The organism is Bacillus massilinigeriensis (assembly GCF_900111815.1).
In the GTDB taxonomy this organism is placed as follows: domain Bacteria; phylum Bacillota; class Bacilli; order Bacillales; family Cytobacillaceae; genus Mesobacillus_C; species Mesobacillus_C mediterraneensis.
This window is the reverse complement of record NZ_LT630016.1, coordinates 68,699-90,583: the sequence shown is the minus strand read 5'-3', so window position 1 is coordinate 90,583 and position 21,885 is coordinate 68,699. Positions and strand designations below refer to the sequence as shown.

Annotated in this window: 21 protein-coding genes and 2 pseudogenes; 14 read left to right on the top strand and 9 right to left on the bottom strand. The window is 42.5% G+C overall.

Translation table 11 applies throughout. The features are described 5' to 3' along the window. The first annotated feature begins 8 nt into the window (after positions 1–8). The gene (locus BQ5796_RS16710; protein WP_071461498.1) at positions 9–287 is read left to right on the top strand and encodes a DUF5344 family protein; all 279 of its coding nucleotides are present in this window, start codon (positions 9–11) and stop codon (positions 285–287) included. Between the two features lie 4 nt (positions 288–291). Beyond that, a complete protein-coding gene (locus tag BQ5796_RS16705) occupies positions 292–1,227 on the top strand; it encodes a T7SS effector LXG polymorphic toxin (RefSeq protein ID WP_071461497.1) in 936 nt (311 codons plus the stop codon). Here the strand turns inward: BQ5796_RS16705 and BQ5796_RS16700 are convergent. Further along, a pseudogene (locus BQ5796_RS16700) lies at positions 1,224–2,344 on the bottom strand (IS3 family transposase). The gene BQ5796_RS16705 and the pseudogene BQ5796_RS16700 sit on opposite strands and share 4 nt — an antisense overlap. 207 nt (positions 2,345–2,551) lie before the next feature. On the opposite strand from BQ5796_RS16700, the gene BQ5796_RS16690 reads away from it, so the two are divergent. The 6 genes and pseudogenes from BQ5796_RS16690 (at position 2,552) to BQ5796_RS18555 (ending at position 5,775) form a co-directional block, all read left to right on the top strand. Further along, a complete protein-coding gene (locus BQ5796_RS16690) occupies positions 2,552–2,923 on the top strand; it encodes a hypothetical protein (RefSeq protein WP_071461496.1) in 372 nt (123 codons plus the stop codon). A gap of 26 nt (positions 2,924–2,949) precedes the next feature. Beyond that, entirely contained in the window at positions 2,950–3,258 is a 309-nt protein-coding gene (locus tag BQ5796_RS16685; RefSeq protein WP_071461495.1) for a DUF4176 domain-containing protein, read from the top strand. Between the two features lie 357 nt (positions 3,259–3,615). Next, the gene (locus BQ5796_RS16675) at positions 3,616–4,176 is read left to right on the top strand and encodes a hypothetical protein (RefSeq protein ID WP_071461493.1); all 561 of its coding nucleotides are present in this window, start codon (positions 3,616–3,618) and stop codon (positions 4,174–4,176) included. A gap of 256 nt (positions 4,177–4,432) precedes the next feature. Beyond that, positions 4,433–4,639, top strand: a complete 207-nt coding sequence (locus BQ5796_RS18570) for a hypothetical protein (protein ID WP_071461492.1) — start codon at positions 4,433–4,435, stop codon at positions 4,637–4,639. Further along, positions 4,564–5,453 (top strand): annotated as a pseudogene (locus tag BQ5796_RS18560) (amino acid permease). The gene BQ5796_RS18570 and the pseudogene BQ5796_RS18560 overlap by 76 nt, the downstream one beginning before the upstream one ends. After that, entirely contained in the window at positions 5,437–5,775 is a 339-nt protein-coding gene (locus BQ5796_RS18555; RefSeq protein WP_071461489.1) for an APC family permease, read from the top strand. The pseudogene BQ5796_RS18560 and the gene BQ5796_RS18555 overlap by 17 nt, the downstream one beginning before the upstream one ends. 493 nt (positions 5,776–6,268) lie before the next feature. On the opposite strand, the gene BQ5796_RS16650 is transcribed toward BQ5796_RS18555, so the two are convergent. Beyond that, positions 6,269–7,162: a LysR substrate-binding domain-containing protein gene (locus BQ5796_RS16650; RefSeq protein WP_071461488.1), complete on the bottom strand. Its 894-nt coding sequence runs from the start codon at positions 7,160–7,162 to the stop codon at positions 6,269–6,271. A gap of 112 nt (positions 7,163–7,274) precedes the next feature. Here BQ5796_RS16650 and BQ5796_RS16645 point away from each other — a divergent pair, with 112 nt between their 5' ends. Further along, positions 7,275–8,291 (top strand): YeiH family protein, encoded by a 1,017-nt coding sequence (locus BQ5796_RS16645; RefSeq protein WP_071461487.1) that lies wholly within the window; start codon positions 7,275–7,277, stop codon positions 8,289–8,291. A gap of 157 nt (positions 8,292–8,448) precedes the next feature. On the opposite strand, the gene rluF is transcribed toward BQ5796_RS16645, so the two are convergent. From rluF to BQ5796_RS16630, 3 genes are all read right to left on the bottom strand, one after another. Continuing rightward, entirely contained in the window at positions 8,449–9,156 is a 708-nt protein-coding gene (gene rluF, locus BQ5796_RS16640; RefSeq protein WP_071461486.1) for a 23S rRNA pseudouridine(2604) synthase RluF, read from the bottom strand. Between the two features lie 142 nt (positions 9,157–9,298). Beyond that, a complete protein-coding gene (locus tag BQ5796_RS17760) occupies positions 9,299–9,496 on the bottom strand; it encodes a thioredoxin family protein (protein ID WP_141769963.1) in 198 nt (65 codons plus the stop codon). A gap of 145 nt (positions 9,497–9,641) precedes the next feature. Next, a complete protein-coding gene (locus BQ5796_RS16630; protein WP_071461485.1) occupies positions 9,642–10,823 on the bottom strand; it encodes an MFS transporter in 1,182 nt (393 codons plus the stop codon). Between the two features lie 763 nt (positions 10,824–11,586). On the opposite strand from BQ5796_RS16630, the gene BQ5796_RS16625 reads away from it, so the two are divergent. Beyond that, on the top strand, positions 11,587–12,759 hold the full coding sequence (locus tag BQ5796_RS16625; protein ID WP_071461484.1) for a ParM/StbA family protein: 1,173 nt from the start codon (positions 11,587–11,589) through the stop codon (positions 12,757–12,759). 15 nt (positions 12,760–12,774) lie between these two features. After that, complete coding sequence (locus tag BQ5796_RS16620; RefSeq protein ID WP_071461483.1) at positions 12,775–13,377, top strand: hypothetical protein; 603 nt, start codon at positions 12,775–12,777, stop codon at positions 13,375–13,377. Positions 13,378–13,427: 50 nt separating this feature from the next. On the opposite strand, the gene BQ5796_RS16615 is transcribed toward BQ5796_RS16620, so the two are convergent. The 4 genes from BQ5796_RS16615 to BQ5796_RS16600 are packed head-to-tail and all read right to left on the bottom strand — an operon-like array spanning position 13,428 to position 17,205. After that, positions 13,428–14,501 carry an ABC transporter substrate-binding protein gene (locus tag BQ5796_RS16615; RefSeq protein ID WP_071461482.1) on the bottom strand — a complete coding sequence of 358 codons (1,074 nt, stop codon included), beginning with the start codon at positions 14,499–14,501 and terminating at the stop codon, positions 13,428–13,430. Then, positions 14,498–15,301, bottom strand: a complete 804-nt coding sequence (locus BQ5796_RS16610; protein WP_071461481.1) for an ABC transporter permease — start codon at positions 15,299–15,301, stop codon at positions 14,498–14,500. The genes BQ5796_RS16615 and BQ5796_RS16610 overlap by 4 nt, the downstream gene beginning before the upstream one ends. 1 nt (position 15,302) lies before the next feature. Further along, positions 15,303–16,106: an ABC transporter permease gene (locus tag BQ5796_RS16605; RefSeq protein WP_071461480.1), complete on the bottom strand. Its 804-nt coding sequence runs from the start codon at positions 16,104–16,106 to the stop codon at positions 15,303–15,305. Beyond that, on the bottom strand, positions 16,096–17,205 hold the full coding sequence (locus tag BQ5796_RS16600) for an ABC transporter ATP-binding protein (RefSeq protein WP_071461479.1): 1,110 nt from the start codon (positions 17,203–17,205) through the stop codon (positions 16,096–16,098). The genes BQ5796_RS16605 and BQ5796_RS16600 overlap by 11 nt, the downstream gene beginning before the upstream one ends. A gap of 226 nt (positions 17,206–17,431) precedes the next feature. Here BQ5796_RS16600 and htpG point away from each other — a divergent pair, with 226 nt between their 5' ends. The 3 genes from htpG (at position 17,432) to BQ5796_RS16585 (ending at position 21,837) form a co-directional block, all read left to right on the top strand. Further along, positions 17,432–19,315: a molecular chaperone HtpG gene (gene htpG, locus BQ5796_RS16595; RefSeq protein ID WP_071461478.1), complete on the top strand. Its 1,884-nt coding sequence runs from the start codon at positions 17,432–17,434 to the stop codon at positions 19,313–19,315. Positions 19,316–19,563: 248 nt separating this feature from the next. Continuing rightward, a complete protein-coding gene (locus tag BQ5796_RS16590) occupies positions 19,564–20,628 on the top strand; it encodes a M14 family zinc carboxypeptidase (protein WP_071461477.1) in 1,065 nt (354 codons plus the stop codon). A gap of 93 nt (positions 20,629–20,721) precedes the next feature. Beyond that, on the top strand, positions 20,722–21,837 hold the full coding sequence (locus BQ5796_RS16585) for an NAD(P)/FAD-dependent oxidoreductase (protein WP_071461529.1): 1,116 nt from the start codon (positions 20,722–20,724) through the stop codon (positions 21,835–21,837). The last annotated feature ends 48 nt before the right edge of the window (positions 21,838–21,885 follow it).

Below are 21,885 nucleotides of genomic sequence, written 5' to 3'. Positions count from 1 at the left end.
GCTATTATATGGGGGAAATCAAATATAATTATAATGCGATTGATGCAGTAACAAAAAGAATGGAATCTTCCGTAATTTCTTTTGAGGCATCAATGCCTGATAACCTTGGTCATGAGAATAGATTGGACTTAGTTAATAAGCTTAAAGAGACAAATGATTCTTTAGAAGAGATCATGAAAACGTATAAATCAATGTTAGAAAGTAATATTGCCATAGTTAGAGACTCTTCAACTCTCATGAAAGAAACAGATCAATCCTTGAAAACAAATATCAATTTAAAGAGGTAAGATTATGAAAGTTCTTTCTGTTTCAAATTTAAATGATTCTATACAGATTACACTTGATAGCTTAGAGAGGAATTATAATGGACTTCAGAAGATTGATAAAAGTATACAAGAATTAATTAACCTCGAAAACTCTTTCAATGGAAGAGGACCTGAAGCTATAAAGAATTTTTTTCAAGCATGCCATATGCCGTTTATTATAAAGTTGAAACAAATAATTAAGTTATACAAGGTAAACCTGACTGCTTGTAAGAATGCAGTTAATTCACTAGAGCCAGATAGTAATGGATTTATAACAGAGGAATTTCTACTAGAAGAGTTAGTTCAAAAACTAAATTTACATCAACATACATTAAATGAAATTATTGAAGAAGGTAACCATGAACTTGAAAAAATAGGGAATATAATCAATGTTGCATCACTAAATGATAGAATGTTTAATGAGAGCATATTAAGAGCCAAATACTTTATTATCGATACGGCTACTCGTTTAGGGGAGTTTGATTTAGAATGTAGTAAGTTGCTGGATAATGTAAACAGTGAATTAAAAATTTTAAGTTTGTATCTAAATGAACTAAATATTAATTATTGTTCTACCCCTAAGAATCTTGAAAACTTTAATCCGTTACACCTACTATCGACTCCAACTCACTTTAAATTGGTGAACAGTATACAACTTGACAGCGACTATTCTAGCCTGTTAAGCAGACAATCTTCACAATCGATTTTCATGGTGAATAGACATGGACAGTATCCTTATAGATGGTTGGGGATAAATTTTTATTTAAACAATACTAATGTAAAGAATGTTAATTCTAAAGTTACAAAACCAGAAGGCGCAATGGGTGGGTCTGTAACAAAAATGGGTAATGTTACTCTTGAAGTGTCTTCGGGTAAATTCAGAACTGATTGGGTAGGATTTGGTATGTCAACACTAATCTAGACAATTTTTTTAAGGTGTTTTTGCTTGTACTCAATTGGGCTTATGTAGCCTAATGTTCCGTGGATTCGAATGTGATTAAACCAGTGAATATAATCTTGTAATTCTCTTGTTAAATCTTCTAAACTAGCAAAATGCTTACCTTTAACAAACTCTGTTTTAATAATCTTGAAGGTTGCCTCAGCTACTGCGTTATCATACGGACAGCCCTTCATGCTTAATGATCGCTTAATGTCAAATGTCTCCAGAGCTTCGTCCATCAGCTTGTTTTTAAACTCACTTCCCCGGTCTGTATGGAAATATTCAATCTTGCGCAAATCCTTTTGAATGGACGCGAAGGCACGATAAACCAAGGCTGCATCTTTATTTGGACCTGTGCTAAATCCTATCATTTCTCGATTAAAAAGGTCGACAAAGAGACATATATAATGCCATTTTTGATTGACTCTTACATACGTTAAATCGCTTACGACAACCGCTAACTCTTCTTCTTGATCAAATTCACGGTTTAATTCGTTCTTTTGATTAGACTCGTTGCACTTTGAAGAATGAGGCTTGAATTGGGCTACTGTGTACGATGAAACCAACCCCTAATCCTTCATGATCCGTCCAATCCGACGTCTGGATACCTGATGCCCAAGCTTCTTTAGCTCGACCTTAATCTTGCGTGTCCCATAGTTTTGACGGCTGTTTTGAAAGATCTCCACGATTGCAGATGTAACATCGTCTTCTGATTTCCTCTCTTTTGCCTCGTAATAAAACGTGCTTCTTGGAATCTGTAGGACTTTACACAATGCTGATATCGAGTATTTGTGCTGGTTGTTCTTAATCACATTTACTTTCGTCCTAGTATCAGCGCTGCTTGCTTTAAAATGTCATTCTCCATGAGCAGTTGTTTGTTTTCTTTTCGTAGCCTAATTAATTCTTGTGCCTCTGGTGACAAGTTATCTTTTTCTTTAAAGGATCCCGAAGTTTGACTCTGCTTCACCCACTTATCAAGAGCAGAAGGGGTGAGATCATATTCACGAATGATATCCTTCCTCGGTTTGCCGTTCGAATAAAGTTGGACCATTTGTTCTTTAAATTCTGCGGTAAATGTTCGACGATCTTTTTTGGTCATGGTAGGTTCTCCCCTAATGTATTAGTAATAGTCTACTTGACCTTAAAATATCTGTCCAACTAAGTGTAACCTATCCAATTAAAAGGGGAAGATCGAATTGGTGGTGGAGCGTCTTTTAGTGGGTTACATGCCGGTGTTAACCATAACACTAAGGTATTAGACACAAAATTCGAGCAAAATATTTTATTTGTTGAAGGAAAAGCAGCTATGGGCGATAAGGCAGTTCTACCTATTTTAAAAGCAGAAGCATCAATTTATAATGTTGTTCTAGGAACAGAAATTGATAAAGAAGTAAAATTTGCCGGAGGGTTAGCTGTAGAGGGGAATGCCAATATACTTAAGGGCACTGGATATGCGGGGGTTGATGATGGCGCTATTGGACTTGGTCTAAAAGGTTCAATTGCTGAGGCAGAAGCAGGATTAAGTGTTCCTATTCCATTGACTGATTATAAGATTAAAGGAAAAACTGGTGTTTCTGCTTTTGGAGCAGGTGGAGAGTTTAAAATAGGCAAAGAGATAGTCATAGATGTTAGAGGATTACTAGGTGTTAGAATAGAATTAGGTATTGAAAATAGATAACAGAATAATTAGAAGAGGTGCTACTTGTGGATTTAGATATTAATTCGCTGAAAATAGACAAAGGAAGTAATTGGTTACCAATTGGTACAGTTCTATTATTGGAACAACTGGAGCAACCATTAATGATTTACGGTAGATTTCAACAACAGGTAGGGAAGGGTAAAACTTGGGATTATGTAGCCTGCCCTTATCCTCAAGGGCATATTTCAGATGAAACTAATGTGTTTTTTAACCATACTGAGATTAAGAGAATAATATTTAAGGGCTTTGAAAGCGAGGGGGAAATCAAAATGAGGGGAAAATTAGAAATAATTAAGGCGAATATTAGAGTATGAAAAAAATACTAAACTGGTTTTTGGAACCATATAAATTGTTACTGCCAGAAATGAAACATTTGAATAGTTTGAGAAGAAGTAACGAAACTACAAAACAAGAGCAGCTAAGAATATTAAAGCTAATGGCGTATAACATAATGGCTCTGTTAGTGTATTCAATTTTTTTAATAGCATTTATAGGCTATTTTTTCACAGTTTTTGTAGTAGGATGGCCAATACTAATCATGGAGGCTTGCATTTTGCTCTTGGTAATTAGTTTAAGACAGAGTACAAAGCATATATATTTTAAAATACGTGACGGGTATATCAAGAATGACCCTACTCAAGTGAAGAACTGGTATTAGAAAGGATTATTATATGAGAAAATATAGTTTTTTGATATTAATATTCATGCTTTTATTAGTCGGTTGCAATGATAAAAAGAATGTCAACTCTGAAAATAAAAGTGCTAATAACAAAGAAGTAACGGAAGAAAAAATGTCAAATTTTGAAAAGCAACAAGCAATTATTCATTTTATTAATAAGGATCTCTCAAAGTTAAACGAGTATGAACAGGAAGCAAAGTTGGCTTTTTTAAGTGTAACTGGTGAGAATTTTACAAATGATCAAGAAGTATATGACGCTTTGAATGAGGAAATTATTCCAAAATATAAAAAAGCGGTGGATGAAGCTGAGAATTTAGATGTGAAAATGAAGGAACTAAAGCCAATAAAGGAAGAATTGGAGTTAGCAACTAGTTATTTTTATGAATCAATGGTAATGAAAAGGAAAGCTGTCGAACAGCAAGATCGACAGCTAGCCGAAGACTCTGATAAGAAACTATTAGAGCATAATGATACTATTATGCAATATCATAAGGACTTAGAGACATTAGCTAAAAAATATAATGTGAAATATGAACCTGCAACTTTGAAATAATAAAAAATTAAAACTTAAATTCACCAAGAGGGCGCATAGCTCTCTTTTATTTTTGCCCTTCGGCAGTAGGTTTTCATTTTATAAGGTTAATCCCCCACTGCCCCCCAAGAAAAAAATCCTCTATTACAATCAGTTTTCTTCCCTAACCCCTTTGTTTGCTAAGGAAATGAATAATTTTCAAGTTTTGAAAATATAATTGACATCATCGATTTCTCATGCTCTTTTTTCAACCGAAAAAGAGCGGGAGGGGAATGATATGCCGGAAGAGAAAAAACTGAACCTTGGTGCCCCCACAGCATTGGTTATCAGCTCCATGATCGGTGCCGGTATATTTAACCTAATATCAGATATGGCCTCACAAGCGTCGCCAGGTTCCATCACAATCGGGTGGATTGTCACAGGACTTGGAATGGCTCATTGGCCTTTTCTTTCAAAAATCTTAGCGAAAAAAGGCCAGATCTAGATGCGGGGATTTATAGTTATGCGAAAGATGGTTTCGGAGATTATATGGGCTTCAACTCAGCATGGGGTTATTGGGTTTCCGCTTTCCTCGGAAACGTCGCATTTGGTACGTTGACCTTCAGTGCCCTTGGCTATTTCTTTGATCTGTTCGGAAACGGGCAAAATATTTATTCAATCATTGGGGCTTCTCTTGTATTATGGACGATTCACTATATCACGTCAGGGGCGCACACAGCGCATCTTTAGTGGATTTCATCGTAACTGTCGCGAAAGTCGTACCTATTTTGCTGTTCATTGTCTGTGTCATCATTGCATTTAAAGTGGATATCTTTTCGCTTGATTTCTGGGGGACAGGCTCTGGAGGCTTTGAGCTTCAATCCGTTGTTAGCCAGGTAAAAAATACATTGCTGACAACAGTATGGGTATTTATCGGTGTAGAAGGGGCTATCATTTATTCGGTCAGGGCAAAAAAATCTAGCGATATCGGAAAAGCCACATTGATTGCATTTCTATCAGTCCTAATGCTCTATGCGCTAGTTACTATCTTGAGTTTTGGTATCATGTCGCAGGCTGAACTGTCAGAGCTGCCAAAGCCTTCGATGGCATATGTTCTCGAAAGCATTATCGGGAAGACTGGTGCGATTATCATCAATATTGGGGTAATCATTTCGATTATTGGCTGCTGGCTTGCCACTACTATGTATGCCGGTGAAGTGCCGTTTCAAGCATCCCAGACGAAAAACTTTCCGAAGTTCTTCTCCAAGACGAACGAACACGGTGCTCCAACAACAGCACTTCTTGTTACAACATTTTGATTCAGCTGTTCTTGTTCTCTTTTTTGATCAACGACTTGCATATAATTTCATGTATTCTCTGTCGTCGTCCGCCATCCTGCTGCCGTATGCGCTCATTGCTTTTTATCAAGTGAAAGTGTCACTGAAGGAAGAAAAAGGAACGAAAAATCGCGTCAAGAATATTATACTCGGAGGGATTGCAAGTATCTTTATCCTTTGGGTAACGTACGCTTCAGGCTTAGAGTATATCCTTCTGATGACAATGCTCTTTGCGGCAGGTTTGTTTGTCTTCATCTGGGTGCAAAAAGAAAACAAGCGAAAAATACTCACAGCGAAAGAGTGAATTTTTGCTGGCGTCATACTTGCTCTGTTTCTCTTGTGTATCTACCAGACTACGATTGAGCTATCGATTTGCAGACAATATAACTTGAATTTGGAAAAATCAAGGCCTATTTTCCAGGTGCTCGTTGATTTTCCTTTCTTTTCGGGTATAATGAAATTGTAGATACTGTATATATTAAAAAAAGACCGCTGGTGCTGGAACACCAAACGGTCGGCAATAGACTGGTTCCCCTCCGGGGCGGTCAGCACAAAACGGAAATAATCCACCTTATGCTTGCAGGCTCAAGGGTGGATTATTTTTTGTGGTTTTTATCAAACGACAGCACAGCGAGGATCAGGCTTGTGAATGTACAAGCGAACATCAAAGCTTCAAACACCGTCACAGCACCACCCCCTTTCTTTTGGGGATGAGCTGACCACCCTTGAGGTACCTATTCTATTGCTGTTTCTATTATAACAGCACCAGGAAAAAAAGGATGGTACTTTTGGTTTAGTTAGTTTCTTTTTACTGGATGTTTCTCTCGAAGGATTCTGATGAAATTTTCAACGCTACGTTTATTTTTCATAGTGGGTGACTGGATGTATGAAAAGGTCCTCTTGAAGCATTTTCCTTTAAGTGGAATAACGGCAAGCTCCCCATATTTCAATTCTTTTTCAATCACGCTTCCAGACAATAGTGAAAGTCCCATTCCATTAAGGATACTTTCCTTAATGCCTTGATTACTGCTGATCGTAAGGACAGATGTGACGGCAAGGGCATTGGAGCGGATGACGTGGTTCCAATATTCTCTCGTTCCCGAACCTTCCTCTCTAACGACCCATGCCTGATGCTGCAAATCAGCGAAATTTGCTTTTCTTTTTACAAGGTGATGGTTTGGAGCTGCGACCACAAATAGTTCATCTTCCATAAATGGCCGGATGGATAGTTCTTTATCGTTGATCTGTCCCTCAATCAGTCCGATATCAACAGTAAAGGAGCGTACATGATGAGCGATTTCATGCGTATTTCCAATGATGACTTCAAGCTCCAGCTCAGGAAACTCCTTATGTACACTAGCCAGTAAAAACGGCAGAATATACTCCCCAATGGTAAAACTAGCGCCGATGGAAAGTTTGCCTCTAATAGATTGATGATGTTCCAGAATATCCGTTTTAGCCTGTTCGTACAGTCCTAGAATTTGTTTTGCGCGGTGATAGAGAATTTCTCCAGACGGGGTGATCTGCACAGTTTTTGGTGAGCGAACGAAGAGCTCTGTGCCAAACTCTTTCTCCAAGTTTTTTATATGGAGGCTAACCGATGGCTGGGAAATATGAAGGAGCTCGGATGTTTTTGTAAAGTTATTTACTTCTGCGAGCGTTACGAACGTCTTGAGGCTGTCATACTGCATGGCAATCCCGCCTTATGATGAGTTTTTTTAATAATATTGATTAGTTATATGTATTTTACTAATAATAGTTCTCCCATTAAAGTAAAAGTATCAATAAGAAGAAGGTGGAAACATGGAGAATGCAAAACAGCAGAGATCCACTATGTTGCTGGCGGGCATCGGTGTCACACTCATTATTGCTATTGCAGCAAAATATTTAGCGCAGCTGCCTTTTCTATCCATCATGGGGCAGCTTGTCCTGGCGATCTTAGCCGGCATGGCGTGGCGTGCGATATTTGGTGTGCAGGAGACTGTGCTGCCAGGTGCTTCGTTTGCGAGCAAAAAACTGCTTCGCCTTGGCATCATTTTGCTTGGAATGAGATTGAACCTCGCTGATATATACAATGCGGGCTGGGGTGTGTTTGCAACAGCTGCTATTAACCTGGTATTCGCACTCTTAGTTGTTTTTACTCTGACGCGCTGGTTCGGCGTGGAGAAAAAGCTTGGGATATTGACAGCGTGCGGTACGGCAATCTGCGGAGCGGCAGCTGTTATTGCGATTGCACCGCAAATTAAAGCAAAAGATGAGGAAACAGCCATTGCCGCTGCAATCGTCGCTATCCTCGGAACGATTTTTACATTGATTTACACAGTCCTTTATCCATTCTTGCACCTTTCTCCTGAAGGATACGGCGTGTTCGCGGGGGGGACGCTTCACGAAATAGCCCATGTTATTGCTGCAGCTGCTGCGGGCGGAAAAGAAGCGGTGGACCTTGCCGTGATTGTGAAACTGACGCGGGTTGCCTTGCTAGTACCAGTCGCTATCGTTATTGGCTGGATGTTCCGTTCGAAAGAAGAAAAGGGTGACGGGAAGACTGGCATCTCTCTTTCCATTATTCCATGGTTTATCCTTGGGTTCCTTGCCATGAGCGGATTCAATACACTTGGCATCGTTTCAGCCGAGACAGCCGAGCATATCGTGAGCCTTGCTTATCTCCTGCTGGGAATGGCTATGGCAGGCCTTGGGCTAAACGTAGACTTTAAGGTATTCCGCAAGTGGGGATTAAGGCCATTTGCAGCAGGTATTGCCGGTTCGGTCTGCTTGTCGGTTCTCGGGTATGCACTAGTTTTATTTTTTAGGTTGAATTAGAATGTACGGGTTGCCGGGAGGAAAATAGTTGGGGACGAAGAAGAAGGATCGAAATAAGCGAACGTAAAAAAGGGCATCCGTGGCGTCTGGATGCCCTTGTCAAATGACAGAAATCTTTGGTTGAATCACGCTATATCCTACGCCTAAACTCGGAAATTTACCACTCTTTCGGAGTATAGTTTAAATCGCTGAAAAGCTGCCGCTTCTCTTTTTTCGATAAATCGCGCCATTGGCCGTACGGAAGATTGCCTAAGTGGATGTTCATGATCCTGATTCGCTGCAGCCTTGTCACTTCGTATCCAAAGGCAGCACACATCCGCCGAATTTGCCTATTCAACCCTTGCGTTAGGGTGATGTTAAACTCATATTTTGAAATTGGCCTCACTTTGCAAGGAAGCGTCTTCGTATCAAGGATTTCAACACCTGCCTCCATCTTCCGGACAAATTCGTCCGTGATGGGTCTGTCTACTGACACGATGTACTCTTTTTCATGCTTGTTTTCGGCGCGAAGAATTTCGTTGACGATATCCCCGTCGTTTGTGAGCAGAATGAGTCCTTCCGATTCTTTATCGAGGCGGCCGATATTAAAAATTCTTAATGGATGATTAACTAGGTCGACAATGTTGCCCTTCACGTTTTTTTCCGTCGTACTCGTGATGCCGACAGGTTTGTTCAGCGCAAGGTATACGTAGTTGCTCGCCATCCTAATTTGATTGCCATTCACTCGGACATCGTCTCCGGGTTCAACTTGGCTCCCAATTTTCGCCACTTTCCCATTGATGGTGACCCGTCCCTCGCTAATGAGCCTGTCCGCCCCACGCCTTGATGTTTTTCCCGATTCACTAATGAATTTATTAATACGCATGTTCAACACACCTTTATGCGGTAATTTTGTAGTATAACAATAACGTATTTAGAGGGGAAATATCAAAACAAATTCAGACAGAGGGAAAAATTTCTTCTAAAGCAAAAAAAGAGCCGCTCCTGATTTATCGGAGTGGCTCCTCTTACTGTGCCGCATCATATATACGATGAAGGGAGTTTCGCAGCTTTTCGACTGGGACAAAGCGTGCTTCCCGCAACGCTTCCTTGCCATCTACATACAGTACAAGGACTGGTGCAGTAAATGCCATCAGAAATCCTGCCATTTCGGGCACTTTTTCGATATCCACTACCGCAAGCTGGATGTCCGACAACTCGGTCAATACTCCCTCAACCTGAGGAAGGAGAGAGTGGCAGACGCCTCAGTTTTCGGAGAGGACATAGACAAAACTGAATCTGTTATTTTCAATGAAGTTTGCCGTTTCTTCGATGGAACGTAACATCCGCATCTTTCATTCTCCTTCAGCATTAATTTATTAATGTCTGGTTTTGCTGTTTTTTCATCCTTACCGCAAAAACTTGGTAGACAATAAGCGCAATGGCAGACAAAATAATCCCAGAAAGGTACGGCAGTCCAATGGAGATTGAGAAGAGCCAGCCTCCGAGCGGCGGTCCGATAATCCGGCCAAGAGAGTCAAAAGAGGAAAGCAAGCCTGTTGTGCTCCCGTGTCCTGATGTTGATTTTTTTGTTAAAATTGCTGACACACTCGGGCGAATAATCCCATTTCCAATGCCGAAAATGGTCATGTAGACTGCTGATGTGAAAAAGCTGTCGGCCTGAAGAATGAGACCAAAACCAATTGCCGAAATAATAATTCCTGCTTGAATGATTGCACCCTCGCCAAACTTCCGTGTGAGGCGGCCGACGAGTCCGCCTTGGACAATAGCACCGGCAAATCCCATGATCATGAATATATAGCCGAGATGAACGGTATCCATGTTTGCTTTCTCTGCAGCAAAGTAAGCAAACGTTGCTTCCAGGCCTGACAGGGAAAGCGTGATGAACAGCTGCAGAATGAACAGCAGTGAGAGCGGACTGTTAAGTGCATCCAACAAGGATCTTTTTTCCTTCTTCGTACTATGCCTGTGTTCTGGAGAAAGAGACTCTTTTAAAATGAATGCCACGAGCAGGAATGTTAATAGGGAAGACGCCCCTGCAATGAAAAATGGTGTGGATAGGTTGTTCTTGGAGAACAGCCCGCCAATTGCAGGCCCAAAAATAAAGCCAAGGCCGACAGCAGCGCCAATGATCCCCATTCCTTTGCCGCGGTCCTCGTCAGAAGTGACATCTGCAACATATGCCATAACGGTAGGCATATTAGCTGAGGAAAGCAAACCACCAATGATCCGTGCGGCAAAAAGCATCCAAAGACTCGTCGAGAAAGCCATCAGGAAGAACGAAAGCGCTAGCCCCGCAATTCCGACCATGATGACAGGCTTCCTGCCAATACGGTCAGAGACCCTTCCCCACATTGGTGCAAACAATAGCTGCATCAACGAGTATACAGCCATGAGAAGGCCAAGCTGAGTAGGCGAAGCGCCTAATTCTTCCGCGTAGAATGGCATGACAGGTATAATGATGCCAAAGCCGACCATGACGAGAAACATGACGGCGAATAGCAACGGCAATGCTCCCTTTTTTGTTTCCAAAATAATTACCTCCGGTTTCAACTGAATGCTTGTAGTTTCTTAATTATATATATTTTTGGCTTTTAACTCGAAGCCATAAACCCTGCAGACGGAAAAAAAGGTTTCTAATCAATAAAGTACTCCTTGTATTCGTTTGCAGTCAAGCTGATTGCTTCCTGTTTATTGTCTTTTAGATTTCATGAAAATAGATAAAAAGTTGTTGGTGTATGAGGAAGAGGGGGGGAGAGTCGTATGGAATGTATCCTGAATTAAAATGGAGGTTTATCCAATTTGAGTGACTGAATCTTGCAAAAGTAGTAGACAGAAACAAGGGCGCTTTTTATTTATTGACATAGGTTAACAGTTAGATTAAAATAAAATTAGAACAAATGTTCCTATAATCTATCTGGAACTCTTCTCCTATTGAGCTGATTAAACAGCTTCCCCAAATGGAAATTCTCCTTGTAGTTGTATACAAAAACCTGTTGTAAACAAATTTGTGTACATGTAATCAATTTGTTTACGTGATGTTTACAATTGTGTTTACAAGTATACAAACACGTACACATGCCGTTGTAGCAACATGTATACGAATTGCAGTTAATGCATACGATTTTGTATACAAAAAATACCCAAGTTTACAGAATGTTTACAGGTTTACGTTTGTGTATCTTTTTCACTGGTTCCATTGTGAAAACTCTTTTCCACCTTTAACCTTTAGATAGGCAAAGTAGTACTTTACATAGCCCATTTCATCTATTAAACAAGCAAAGGGGACAGACCAATGACAAAATCGAGAATTGCCGCAATTGATGTAGGGAACGATTCGATCAAAGCGATTTTTGGCAAAATGGATTACGAGTTGAACATTCCGAACATCATCGCGAGGGATACGGAAGACCGACCTGTCATCGGAATTGAAGAGCTTGACGAGAAGAACCCGCTTGAGGGTATCCATATCAAGGTTCACTCTCCTGCTTTAAAAGAAAACAACGCTATATACCGAATTGGACATCTTGCTACGAAAAGCCAAAATGCAACAGAGCTTGACCCTGGCAGCAGTAAATCTGAGGAAGATCAGACACTTATTATGCTTTTTGCGACGCTCGCATTAGACGCAGCACGCGAGGAAAACAAAAGCATTTTCAATCGCAATAAAAATGTTATAGATGCTAGCTATCTGCTGGGAACAGGCCTTCCGCTGCGCGAAGTGAAGGAAGGAAAGGACGCAGGTTACCGTTCAAAGCTGACAGGAAATGTCCATCAAGTCGAATTCCTAGTGACTCCAAAATACCAAGGGATCAAAGTAAATATTAAATTTGATGAAGTGAAAGTTTATCCTGAGGGCTTTGCTGCCTTTATCAACCTTGTGATGGACAATGACTCGAAAATCATCAACAAAGATTTGATTGATAAGCGAATTCTCATTCAGGATATCGGCGGTTTGTCCACAGATATCGCGGTTATTAAGAACCGCAATGTGGATGATGATAAGGCGCAGGGCTTCAACCTGGGCGTGTCAGAATCGCTTGAAGCCATTCGCGAAGAAATTCGCACAAAACATGGGGTGGAACTGGACAGCCGCAGGGATGTCGTGGAAATCATCACAAAGAAAAACGACCGCAATCATATTATGGTGAAAGGCAGCAGGACAAGCGTCCACGATATTACGGACCGCATCCTGCTAGACCTTGCGAAGAAGCAATACCGTTTGCTTCGGAACGTATGGCAGAAGAACTCCCAGACAGAAATTTGCTACTTTGTCGGGGGCGGGGCAATTGTGCTGAAAGAGTATATCAAAACGCTGAATAACAGCCTTGATGGTTATAATATTGACTTCTTTGAAGATGAAAAAGAAAGCATCTGGATGATGGCAAACGCATACTATAAGCTTATCCACGATTTTGCTCGGCGGACGGAAAAACAGCAAGAGGCAAAACAGCCGGTAAAGAACTGAGAATAGGGTGGTCCTATGAATAAAAGCAATGCAAGCGAGGTCAAAAGAGGCCAAACGATATCGTTCCGGGTCCCTTCTGATATCCCGGATCACCTCTTGAGGCAGCTCCAAAAACTGAAAGAGACTGAACGGCGCAATTTTTCCAGCAAGATCGCTGAGTTCGTTGTTCAAGGGGTTGGAACCTCTTACGGGAAGGAAAAAGAAACGATTACCGTCCCCTTGCCCGGCAGGCTGACAAAGGTGCAGCGAGATTGGTTGAAGCATGAGCATTCGGAAGCTTTGCTCGGAAGCATTGTTTACCAGCTTCTTCAGAATCCCGTTCGGTCCGCTTCACTGCTTGCCTCAATGAACAGCAATCGGACTGATATCGACGAAGCGCTGTATCTCCAAGAAGAGAGCCCTGAGAAGCGAACTAACAAATCGGCTTTCGAACCGCATGAAGATCAGGCTGCAGCTACGAGGGAATCCCTTATGGAGAGCGATGATCTAGATAGTTTTGACTGGGAATCTATCCACAAGGAGAACAAGCAGCAGGAAGAACCAAAGCAAGAAGCGCTAGGAAGCGAGGCAGGTCTTGACGACCTGCTTGGTGATTTCCTTGCAAGAATGAATGATTAAGAACAAGCGAAATAGACGGACAACGCTTAAGCCGCGCTGTCCGTCTTTTTTTATTTCCGGTGCATTTTGAACTGCAAGAACAATTCGTTGTAATACGCAAGATTTTTCTTCCCAAGGTTTTCGTACACTTCGAGCTTTTTGGTCAGTTCTTCAGAAGGATAAAAGCGTTCGTCTTCGACCATTTCCTTTGGCATATGTTCCAAAGCTGCTTTATTCGGTGTTGAATAGCTGACATACTCGGTGTTTTGAGCGTTTACCTTTGGATCTAGCATAAAATTGATGAACTGATGGGCGCCATCCACGTTTTTAGCTGTTTTTGGAATGACCATATTGTCGAACCAAAGGTTGGAACCTTCTTTTGGGACAACATATTCCAGATTCTCGTTTTCCGCCATGATTTCGGAGGCGACTCCTGACCAGACAACGCCAACGGCAGCTTCTTCATTTTCCAAAAGGAGACGGATTTCGTCTCCAACAATCGCTTTGACATTCGGTGTCAGCGTATCAAGCTTGTTTTTAGCCTGTAACAGATGGTTTCTATCTGTATCATTCAGCGAGTATCCGAGGCTGTTCAATCCCATTCCGATTACTTCCCTCGCCCCGTCCACGAATAAAATTTGATTCTCAAGCTTTGGATTCCAAAGGTCTGCCCAGCTGTCAATCTGCATGCCACCCAGCATTTTTGAGTTATAGGCAATCCCGACCGTTCCCCAAAAGTACGGGACGGAATAATGATTTTTTGGGTCAAAAGGTAAATCCATAAACCGCTTATCCACATTTTTCAGGTTTGGGATTTTGGAATGGTCTAGCTTGACCAGCAAGTCTTCTTTTCTCATTTTGTCGATCATGTATTCGGAAGGAATTGCGATATCGTAATGGGTTCCTCCTTGGCGAATCTTTGTCATCATTGCTTCATTGGAATCAAAAGTTTCGTAGATGACTTTCATTCCGGTTTCTTTTTCAAACTGTTTGATCAAGTCGGTGTCAATATAATCGCCCCAATTGTAAATGGTGAGCGTATTTCCGCCGGAATAGCCTTGATCGGAATTAAGGCTGGAAATCGAATAGAGCAGCACCGCAGATACGGCAGCAATGCCTATAAAAAAACGTACTATCCTGCTCATTTTCGAACCCCCATTCCGTTCGGCTTATAGCGCTGCGTGATGAAGTAGTAAATAACCACTAGGAGCATAGTGAACAGGAACAGCAGTGCAGACAGCGCGTTAATATGCAGGGATATCCCTTGCCGTGCCATCGAATAGATTTCTACTGACAGCGTAGAAAAGCCGTTTCCTGTTACAAAAAAAGTAACGGCAAAGTCATCAAAAGAATATGTCAGCGCCATGAAAAAGCCTGCGAATATTCCCGGTGAAATATAAGGAATGATGACTTTTGCAAAAACATCCCATGTGCTTGCGCCAAGATCGCGCGCTGCATCGATGAGTGACGGGCTCATTTCCGACAGCTTCGGCAGCACCATCAATACAACGATTGGAATACAGAAAGCAATATGACTGAGCAGCACAGAATAGAAGCCGAGCTTGATTCCAGCCAATGTGAACAGGATTAAAAAAGATGCGCCGATGATGACATCAGGACTGACGATTAGCACATTGTTCAACGAAAGAAGCGCGTTTTTGGCCTTTCTCTTTCGTGCGTTATGGATTGCCAGGGCGCCAAGCACTCCAATAATTGTGGAGATGAGTGCCGCCAGCAGGGCAACAACGATTGTGTTCAGCACAATGATCAACAGGCGGGTATCCTGGAACAGCTCCTTGTACCAGTCAAGCGTGAACCCTTTGAAGTTGTACATCGTCTCGCCGCTGTTAAAAGAATAGAAAACCAAGAACATGATTGGCGCATAGAGAATAAAAAAGATAATCGCCAAGTAAATTTTTGATACGGGTGTCAGTTTCCTGTCCAACTTATGCACCCCGCTTTCTAGTGCCTGTCAGAACCATGATCAGGACCATCGTAATCATCAAGAAGACGGAAATCATTGAGCCCATTCCCCAATCTTCTGTCACGAGGAAATGTTGTTCGATTGCCGTACCTAGAGTAATGACCCGGTTTCCGGCAATCAGCCTTGTCAGCATGAACAGCGACAGTGCTGGGATGAAAACAACCTGGCATCCTGACTTTACCCCATCGATGGTCAATGGGAAAATGACTCGTCGGAAAGTGGTCCACTTTGAAGCGCCAAGGTCGTTGGCTGCATCAAGCAATGTCGGATTCAAGTCGTTCAAAGAGTTAAAGATTGGTAGAATCATAAACGGGATGAAAATATAGACCGAAACGAACACGAAGCTAAAGTCAGTGAACAATATTTGCTGCGATCCAATCCCAATTGCCTCCAGAAAACTGTTTGCAGCTCCGTAAGTACCGAAGATTCCTAGGAATGCGTACGCCTTCAGAAGCAGGTTGATCCAAGATGGCGTGATGATTAACAGAAGCCATAGCTGTTTATGCGTTGTTTTTGTCAGCAGGTACGCAGCAGGGTAAGCCACAAGAAGCGTGATGGCTGTAATCAGGAAGGCATACCAAAAGGAGCTGACAATCATTTTTAAATAGACTGGCGTAAAGAATTTTTCATAGTTATCAAACGATAATTGCCCATCAATATTGAAAAAAGAATAGTAGAGAACGAGCAATATCGGCGCCACGACAAACAGTACAATCCAAAGCATATAAGGAACGGCATAGAGGGTGCGAGTGAGTTTATTTTCCATCCTGGTCCACATCCGCATATGCTTCAAGCCGCTTATCGAATTCTTCTTCCGTTTCGCCTAGACGCATAACATGGATGGCTTCAGGATCGAAGAAGAGGCCGATTTCTGTGCCGACTGCTGCTTTTTTGGTGGAATGGACGAGCCACTCGTTGCCGTCCTGGTCGTAGCAGCTGAGCTCATAGTGGACGCCGCGGAACAGGATAGAATCGACTTTCACTTTCAGTTTGCCTTGTTCAATCGAAGTGATTTCAAGGTCCTCCGGACGAATGACGATCTCGACAGGCTCGTTTTTATCAAGGCCCTGATCGACACATTCAAATTGGCGTCCGACGAACTCCACGAGATAGTCTTCGATCATGTTTCCTTTGACGATATTTGATTCGCCGATGAAGTCCGCAACGAAACGGTTGATCGGTTCATCGTAAATGTCCGTTGGAGTCCCGCTCTGCTGGATTTTTCCTTTGTTCAAAACAAAGATTTCATCAGACATGGCCAAAGCTTCTTCCTGGTCATGCGTAACAAAAATGAAAGTGATACCGAGCCGGCGCTGAAGCTCGCGAAGCTCGTACTGCATCTCTGTCCGAAGCTTGAGGTCAAGCGCGGATAGCGGTTCATCGAGCAGAATAACTTCCGGTTCGTTTACGATTGCTCTTGCGATTGCGACACGTTGGCGCTGGCCGCCTGACATTTCGCGGATTTCCCGGTTTTCATAGCCTTTTAAGTTGACGAAGTTCAAGGCTTCTTTCACTTTTGCCTCGATCACAGGCTGCTTCATTTTTTTGATTCGCAGTCCGAAGGCAACATTTTCAAAAACGTTGAGATGAGGAAACAACGCGTAATCCTGGAAAACAGTATTCACTTGCCGCTTGTTTGCAGGGACGGTGTTGATTTTTTTTCCGTTAAAAAAGATTTCCCCTTCGGAAGCTTCTGTAAAGCCAGCAATCAGACGAAGGATAGTCGTTTTTCCGCAGCCGGATGGGCCGAGGAGGGTATAAAATTTTCCGCGCTCGATCTCGAAGCTTACATCGTTGAGAACGGGCGGATCATTATCATATTGTTTGGTTACGCGATGGAACTGAATAATTGGTACGTTTCCCAATAGAGGCACCTACTTTCTTCTACATAAATGACCCTTACATGCACAAGGATAATTATACTAAAAAATAATGGTTACGTTACTGTTATGAAAAATATTAAACGGAAAAAGTCGGAAGAATACATGTATTGACACGATCCTTCCATGTATGATATTAAATGTATGGTTAGCACTCTAAGAGTAAGAGTGCTAAAATAAATCTATACTATCGGGAAAGGGTGAATCCTTTATGGAAAAAAAGCAATTTCAAGCTGAATCCAAACGTCTGATGGAAATGATGATCCATTCGATTTACTCCAACAAAGAGATTTTTCTTCGGGAATTAATTTCGAATGCAAGCGATGCCATCGACAAAATTTACTACAAGGCACTAACCGATGATTCTCTGACTTTTAACAAGGACAGTTACTACATAAAATTGATTCCGAATAAAGAGGAAGGGACGCTTACTCTTATAGATACGGGAATCGGTATGACTAAGGACGAGCTGGAATCAAATCTTGGAACTATTGCCCGAAGCGGATCGCTTGCGTTTAAGGCAGAAAATGAAGTGAAGGATGGCCATGATATTATTGGCCAGTTCGGGGTAGGATTCTACTCTGCATTCATGGTTGCAGATAAAGTTACTGTCATCAGTAAGGCTCTCGGCAGCGAGGAAGCATACAAATGGGAATCTGAAGGTACGGAAGGCTATACAATTGAGCCAGCTTCCAAAGATTCTGTGGGAACAGAGATTACTTTGAAAATCAAGGAGAACACTGAAGAAGAGCAATACAGCGAATACTTGGAAGAGTATCGTCTTAGGTCCATCATCAAGAAATACTCTGACTTCATTCGCTACCCGATTAAGATGGAGGTCACTTCCAGCAAGCTGAAGGAAGGTTCCGATAGCGAATATGAAGAGTTTAAAGAAGAACAAACAATCAACAGCATGGTGCCAATTTGGCGGAAGAACAAAAGTGAGTTGACGGAAGAAGACTACGAGAATTTTTACCAGGAGAAGCGCTACGGTTTTGATAAGCCGCTGAAGCATGTGCATGTAAGCGTTGATGGATCAATCCGCTACAATGCAATTCTGTTCATTCCTGAAAATATGCCTTTCGATTATTATTCGAAGGAATATGAAAAAGGATTGGAGCTTTACTCCAACGGCGTATTAATCATGGAGAAATGCGGAGATCTTCTCCCTGATCACTTCAGCTTTGTAAAAGGGATGGTAGATTCAGAGGACCTTTCCCTGAATATCTCCCGGGAAATCCTCCAACAGGATCGCCAATTAAAGCTGATTGCGAAAAATATTGCGAAGAAAATCAAGAGTGAGCTCCTTGGCATGCTGAAAAATGAACGCGAGAAATATGAGACCTTCTACAAGGCTTTCGGCCGTCAGTTAAAGTACGGCGTCTACAGTGACTTTGGCATGAACAAAGAGGCGCTGCAGGATCTCTTATTGTTCCACTCTTCCAAAGAGAAAAAGCTTGTCAGCCTTGATGAATATGTTTCCCGCATGCCGGAAGAACAAAAGTATATTTATTATGCTACTGGCGAATCTGTTGAGCGGATCGAAAAACTTCCACAAACGGAAATGGTTGCAGACAAAGGCTATGAAATCTTTTATTTCACAGAGGAAATTGATGAGTTTGCCATCAAGATGCTAATGAACTACAAAGAGAAGGAGTTCAAGTCGGTTGCGAGCGGCGACCTTGGTATTGAGGATAACGACAGCAAAGAAGAGGCGGAAGCTTCCGAGAAAGAACATAAAGAACTGTTCGCAGCAATGAAAGAAGCGCTGGGAGATGCAGTGAAGGAAGTGCGTGCATCCAAGCGGCTGAAATCTCATCCAGTCTGCCTTTCTGCTGATGGTGAGATTACGATTGAAATGGAAAAAGTATTGCAGGCAATGCCTAACAGCCAAGATGTTAAAGCAGAAAAAGTCCTCGAAATCAACGCGAATCACGGTGTTTTCACATCGCTGAAAGAAGCTTTTGAAGCGGAAGACAAGGAAAAAGTCAGCCTTTATACGAAGCTGCTATACAACCAGGCTCTACTCATTGAAGGCCTGCCAATTCAGGATCCTGTCGAATTCACTAACGACATGTGCAAAATCATGGTCTAATTTAGCGCACTAATCTATTAAACAGTGCCAGGCACGCTTTAGTTTCCTAAAGCGTGCCTGGCACTGTTTTGCGCTTTAAAGCATAAATGCCTATTTTCTCTGAAAAGTCATCCTTCAAACTGCTTCGAAGGGCTGGTTTTTGCGCGTTCGATTTATCTAAAAATTAAGCATTTGTTTCTATTAACTTCCTGGTGTTTCCCTTATAAACTATTAATATATGTTATAAAGTAGAAGGGGGATAATGAAGCATGACAATAAAAAGGAAAGCGCTTACCGTATCTTTGTCCGGTATGATGGCATTTGGCATTTTTGGAGGAGCGGCTCTTCCAGCAGGGGCTGTGGGAAATGGACCAAATGCAGGAACAGGCTCGATTCAGACTTCTATTTTACATACTTATGAATCAATGGCCGCATATTTAAAGGACCAGGATGCAAGGCAAGATGCGATGCAGCTTGAAGTGATCGGAAAAACGGTAAAGGGCCGAGACATCATGATGGCAAAATATATCACGAATCCCTCTAATCCTACAATCCTATTTTTGACTCAGCAGCACGGAAACGAGCAGCTGACAACAGAAGGAGCTCTTCAATTCATCAAGCATCTTGGAACAGGGAAAACGAGGGGTGTTTTGAAAGATGTGAATATCCTTGTCATTCCAATGCTTAATGCAGATGGTGCGATGGGAGATGTTGACTTTTCGCTGGATGATTATCATGCTGACGGAAATCGCCATCTGACTCGCTATAATGCGAACAAGGTAGACTTGAACCGTGAACACGCCAAATCAATTGCAGAAATGGAACCAGAAGCAAGAGCGCTTTACGAGAATGTCTTTAATAAATACAAAATCGACTATATGATCGATCTTCATCACCAAGGTACACTTAGTGAGACAGACGGCAAGCTTGTATCGGGGTCGATTCTTTACCCAACCAATGCCAATGTAAAGCCGGAAGTACTCGAAAGATCGAAGAAGCTCGGCTCAATCGTCTACCATGAGCTTGAGAAAAAAGGCTGGGGTCACATCGGAAAGTATGAAGGCGGATCTGGTGCGAATATCGGCCGCAATGGGGCTGCTATCCGCTATGATATTTCCACGCTTCTTTTTGAAATGCGTGGAATGTCCGACCATTATATCGAGTCCTATGCCCTTGGCCAAAAGAGCAATGGCTATTTGATTAAGCAAACGATTGAAACGCTTGATGCGACGGTGCGTTCCATCGGAGATGATTCAATCGAATCAGCTGATACCAGCTTCTGGGATACCCTTCCGACCCAGTCGACAAGAGGCGGAGGCGAAGCGGACGAATAGAAGGTTGAACCCGTATTCCTGGATGCGGGTTTTTTGTTCTTCCTAACAATCTTGGCTACAATGAGGAAAAAGAAGAAACAGGTGAACGACGTCATGAAAAAAATTATCGTAATTGGAGCAGGTATCCTTGGTGCTTCGACAGCGTACCATCTAGCACGAAGCGGAGCCGAGGTCACAATAATTGATCGAAAAGACGCTGGTCAGGCAACCGACGCTGCGGCTGGCATCATTTGCCCATGGCTCTCGCAGCGCCGAAACAAGGCATGGTATGCATTAGCGAAAGGCGGAGCAGCTTATTATCAGAACCTTGTCAAAATGCTTGAGGAGGATGGAGAGCAGAATACAGGCTACAGTCAGGTAGGTGCCATCAGCATTCACGAGGATAAAGGTAAGCTGGAGAAAATGATGGAGCGGGCTGCAGCGAGGCGGGAAGACGCCCCAGAAATAGGGGATATTGCAATGCTATCCCGGGAGCAAACGACCGAAGCTTTCCCTCTGCTAGCAGAAGAATTTGCTTCTGTCGCCATCAGTGGCGGGGCCCGCGTTAATGGACGCGCTATGAGAGACGCTCTGATTCGTGGAGCTGAAAAAAACGGAGCGGTAACCATTGTAGCTTCTGCGCAACTGGAGTATGAGCAAAGCTCTGTGAAAGCTGTCCTTGCAGACGGAAGGTGTTATAAGGCCGATGTGATTATCGTAACGGCTGGTGCTTGGGCGGGAGAGCTTTTTAAACAACTTGGACTTGAGCTTGCAGTAACTTCCCAAAAAGCACAGATTGTCCATCTTAGGATACAAGAGAAGGAAACCGACTCCTGGCCCGTGGTGATGCCTCCGAATGATCAGTATATCCTTAGCTTTGAGGAAGGAAGGGTTGTTGTTGGAGCAACGCATGAAAACGAAAAGGGCTTTGATGACAGACTGACGGCAGGCGGGCTGCATGAAGTGCTCGATAAAGCACTGAGCGTTGCTCCTGGGCTTCATGATGGCGAATTTCTTGAAGCGAGAGTCGGATACCGACCGTACACTCCAGGATTCCTCCCAGTTATCGGACCCGTTCCGGGATTCGATAATCTCCTTTTTGCCAATGGTTTGGGGGCTTCCGGCCTGACAGCGGGACCGTTTCTAGGCAGCGAACTGGCAAAATTGGCGCTTGGAGAGAGGAACAGCATTGACTTAAAGTTGTATGAAGTTTCCCAGGCAATAGTATGAAAAAGAGATTCCTTCCAGGTTCATAAAAACGACTAGCGGGTATAGAGC

Coding starts and splice junctions, on each gene's coding strand:
- BQ5796_RS16710 (WP_071461498.1), top strand. CDS start 9: ATGGGGGAAATCAAATATAATTATAATGCGATTGATGCAGTAACAAAA.
- BQ5796_RS16705 (WP_071461497.1), top strand. CDS start 292: ATGAAAGTTCTTTCTGTTTCAAATTTAAATGATTCTATACAGATTACA.
- BQ5796_RS16690 (WP_071461496.1), top strand. CDS start 2,552: ATGGGCGATAAGGCAGTTCTACCTATTTTAAAAGCAGAAGCATCAATT.
- BQ5796_RS16675 (WP_071461493.1), top strand. CDS start 3,616: ATGAGAAAATATAGTTTTTTGATATTAATATTCATGCTTTTATTAGTC.
- BQ5796_RS18570 (WP_071461492.1), top strand. CDS start 4,433: ATGCCGGAAGAGAAAAAACTGAACCTTGGTGCCCCCACAGCATTGGTT.
- BQ5796_RS16650 (WP_071461488.1), bottom strand. CDS start 7,162: ATGCAGTATGACAGCCTCAAGACGTTCGTAACGCTCGCAGAAGTAAAT.
- BQ5796_RS16645 (WP_071461487.1), top strand. CDS start 7,275: ATGGAGAATGCAAAACAGCAGAGATCCACTATGTTGCTGGCGGGCATC.
- rluF (WP_071461486.1), bottom strand. CDS start 9,156: ATGCGTATTAATAAATTCATTAGTGAATCGGGAAAAACATCAAGGCGT.
- BQ5796_RS16625 (WP_071461484.1), top strand. CDS start 11,587: ATGACAAAATCGAGAATTGCCGCAATTGATGTAGGGAACGATTCGATC.
- BQ5796_RS16620 (WP_071461483.1), top strand. CDS start 12,775: ATGAATAAAAGCAATGCAAGCGAGGTCAAAAGAGGCCAAACGATATCG.
- BQ5796_RS16615 (WP_071461482.1), bottom strand. CDS start 14,501: ATGAGCAGGATAGTACGTTTTTTTATAGGCATTGCTGCCGTATCTGCG.
- BQ5796_RS16605 (WP_071461480.1), bottom strand. CDS start 16,106: ATGGAAAATAAACTCACTCGCACCCTCTATGCCGTTCCTTATATGCTT.
- htpG (WP_071461478.1), top strand. CDS start 17,432: ATGGAAAAAAAGCAATTTCAAGCTGAATCCAAACGTCTGATGGAAATG.
- BQ5796_RS16590 (WP_071461477.1), top strand. CDS start 19,564: ATGACAATAAAAAGGAAAGCGCTTACCGTATCTTTGTCCGGTATGATG.
- BQ5796_RS16585 (WP_071461529.1), top strand. CDS start 20,722: ATGAAAAAAATTATCGTAATTGGAGCAGGTATCCTTGGTGCTTCGACA.